Annotated in this window: 3 protein-coding genes; 1 reads left to right on the top strand and 2 read right to left on the bottom strand. The window is 67.4% G+C overall.

All coding sequences use genetic code 11. The annotated features are described in order from the left end of the window. Window positions 1-86: 86 nt before the first annotated feature. Complete coding sequence (gene dnaN, locus VM054_09705; GenBank protein HUT99334.1) at window positions 87-1,193, bottom strand: DNA polymerase III subunit beta; 1,107 nt, start codon at window positions 1,191-1,193, stop codon at window positions 87-89. Window positions 1,194-1,489: 296 nt separating this feature from the next. After that, window positions 1,490-2,179, bottom strand: coding sequence for a B-box zinc finger protein (locus tag VM054_09700; GenBank protein HUT99333.1), 690 nt, complete (start codon window positions 2,177-2,179; stop codon window positions 1,490-1,492). Window positions 2,180-2,339: 160 nt separating this feature from the next. On the opposite strand from VM054_09700, the gene lepB reads away from it, so the two are divergent. Next, window positions 2,340-2,969 (top strand): signal peptidase I (gene lepB, locus VM054_09695; protein ID HUT99332.1); only part of this gene is annotated, 630 nt, incomplete at its 3' end.

Genomic DNA, 2,969 nt, shown 5'->3' with positions numbered 1-2,969 from the left:
CCCCCCAAGGGGGGAGGGGACCATCGCACCCCTCACTCCGGTCCGTAGGCGAGCCGCTCCCACGGGGAGAGGGGGACCGGAGGGGGCTAGAAGTCGTCCAGGCGCATGGGCATTATCAGGCAGAGGTATTCGTCGCTCCCCTCGCCCTTCAAGAGGCCCGGCCGCAGGTTCTCCAGGAGCAGCAGCTCGATTTCCGGGGCGTCGGTGGCCTTGAGGGCGTCGCCGACGTAGCGGGCGTTGAAGCCTATTCTTAAAGGCTCGCCCTCGAAGGACGCTTCCACCGTTTCCACGGCCTCGCCCTGCTCGCTCTTGCCGGTCACGCGGATGACGTTCCCCTCGAACTCGTATGCGACGCGGTGGGATGTCTCGTCGGCCATCAAGGCCACGCGGCGGGTGGCGTCCTCGAATAGGCCGCGGTTGATCCGCGTCCGGCGCGGGAACTCCTTGGGGATGAGCTTATCGTAGTCGGGGTACTCGCCCTCGATGAGGGACGCGGTGAGGACGGTGTCGGCGAAGGCGGCCACGATGTGGCCGGGGCCGAGGGAGAGCTCCACCTTCTCCACCTTGGCGGCCAGTTTGTCCATCTCGACCACCGCCTTGGTGGGGACGATGCCGGCGAAGTCCAGCTCCACCCCGTCGTCCAGGGTGCGGACGCTCTTGGCCAGCCGGCGCCCGTCGGTGGCGACGAAGGTCAGCTCCCGCCCCTTGGCCACGACGTACGCCCCGTTGAGGAAGTAGCGGGTCTCGTCGTAGCTGACGGCGAAGATGGTCTGGCGGATCATCTCGCGCAGGGTGTCGGAGACGACGGTGAGCGAGCTCTCCGGCGAAATCTCCGGGCGGGGCGGGAACTCGTCGGCTTCGATGCCCACCAGGGAGAAGCGGGAGTTCTCGCACTTGACCGTGCACCCCGTGCCCTCGGTGGCGAGGGTCACCTGGGCCTCGGGGAGCTCGCGCAGGATGTCGGTGAGCTTGCGCGCGGGGAGGGTCAACTCGCCGCCGGCGGAGACCTGGGCGGAGATTTTACAGCTCACCCCCACCTCGAGGTCGGTGGCGGTGAGGTAGAGGCGCCCCTCCTCGGCGTCGGCCTTCAAGAGCACGTTGGAGAGCACCGGGAGAGGCGGGTTCTTCTTGACCACGCCGGCCACCATAGCCAGGGTGTCGAAGAGGATGCCTCGGGAACAGCTGAACTCCATCAAACTCCTCCCTGCGTGGGAGATTTTAACGCCCGGAACGTTCCGCCGTGGAGAATGACCCGAGCGGGCCCGTCAAGCTCCTCCCAGTATGGGAGATTTATAACACCTGATAAGTTCCGCCGTCATGGACGACAAGTCGGGCTCGGCAAACTCCTCCCCGTGTGGGGGACCTGAAACGTGCCCTGGCGTGCGGATGTCGTTACCGGAGGCGGGGTTGCCCGTCGCCTAAGTTACATACCGCTCGGGACCGGTTGAACTGCGTTAAATCACCGGCACCGGGGTTCAGGGGTATTGTACTAATCCGACGCGCCTTCCTCAACATAAACCCACAGGAGCAGGTCGTCGCCGCCGGGGTCCTCTTCCGGGCCTATCGCGGCGAGGTCGGTCTGCCACTCCCCGTCCTCGCCGGCGGTGGCGAGCCAGACTCCGCGCTCGTCCGCGCCGTACTCCAGGGGGTGTCCGTGGACATCGGTGGGTCGGCCATCTTTTAAAAAACGCTCGTCGCCCAGGTAGGGACCGGTCCAGCCGGTCGCCTCCCCACCCGTCTCGCCCTCCCCCGTCGCGCCCTCTCCCCCCGTCGCGCCCTCTTCCCCCGTTTCGCCCTCTTCCCCCGTTTCGTCCTCTCCCCCCTCGCCCGCGGGTTTATTTACCAGCTCCCCCAACCCCGCCGGCCAGCGGCCCACGTCGGAGTGGAAGCGCTCGACGGCCCCCGAAACCTCCTCCAGGCGTTGGACCTCGGGCGGGAGCTCCCCGGGGCGGGTCAGCCAGTACCCCAACGCGAGCCCCACCAGGGCCAGGACGGCGATCCGACTCACCGACTTCCACCGCCCCGCGCGCGCCTCCAGCTCGGCCGCGCACTCGGGACAGACGTTGCGTCCGTCCACCCGGGTCCGGCATTCGGAGCAGACCAGGCGGCCGCAGTTCATGCAGACCCCGACGACCGTGCTCGCGGGATGATTCGGGCAGACGTGTTCGCCGGGGCTCATGAGCGGGTCCGTCGCGAGACGGTGAAGCATCCTCGGCAGTATAGCACCGGGGGTGGGGCGTGTCAAAGGGCCCCGTCCGTGTGCTATCATTAACCCCGTCCGGGAACCCGGGGGGTCCCCCGGAGCGTTTTCCAATCGAACCCACCACCGAGGACGGGTCATGCCCCGAACCAACGATGACGGGAAGGAGCGGGCGATGCCCCGCTGGCTGCAGGTCGTCACCTGGCCTTTCCGCAAATACCGAGAGCACCACCGGCGGCTGTCCAAGACCCTGCGCTTTTTCGAGGGCCTGGCCGTCGCCCTCGTCATCGCCCTCGTCCTGCGCGAGGTGGCCATCCAGGCCTCCTGGGTTCCCTCCACCTCCATGTACCCCACCCTGGAGAAGGGGGACTTCCTCCTGGTCAACCGCCTGGTGTACCTCTTCAACGAGCCCGAGCCGCGCGACATCATCGTCTTCCGCCACTGGACCTACGACCCGCGGACGCTGGCGGAGGTGGAGACGGACTTCATCAAGCGGTGCATGGCCGTGCCCGGGGAGTACTTCAGCTTCCACGGCGGCTTTTTGTGGAAGGACACGGACGCCGACCACTCCGACGCCGGGCCCCTGGACGAGAGCGCCTACCTGCGGCCCGCCTACATCGGCAAGACCTTCCTCCCGAATCCCCGGGAGACCGACTTCCGCTCCGGCGAGCCCTTCGAGGACGGGGTCTGGTACCAGGTCCCCGAGGACCGCTACCTCATGCTGGGGGATAACCGGACCCGCTCCGCCGACAGCCGCTACTGGGGTTAT

Source organism: bacterium, assembly GCA_035528375.1.
GTDB lineage: Bacteria > RBG-13-66-14 > RBG-13-66-14 > RBG-13-66-14 > RBG-13-66-14 > RBG-13-66-14.
Note: the sequence above shows the minus strand (reverse complement) of the source record. Positions and strands in the feature narration are given on the sequence as shown.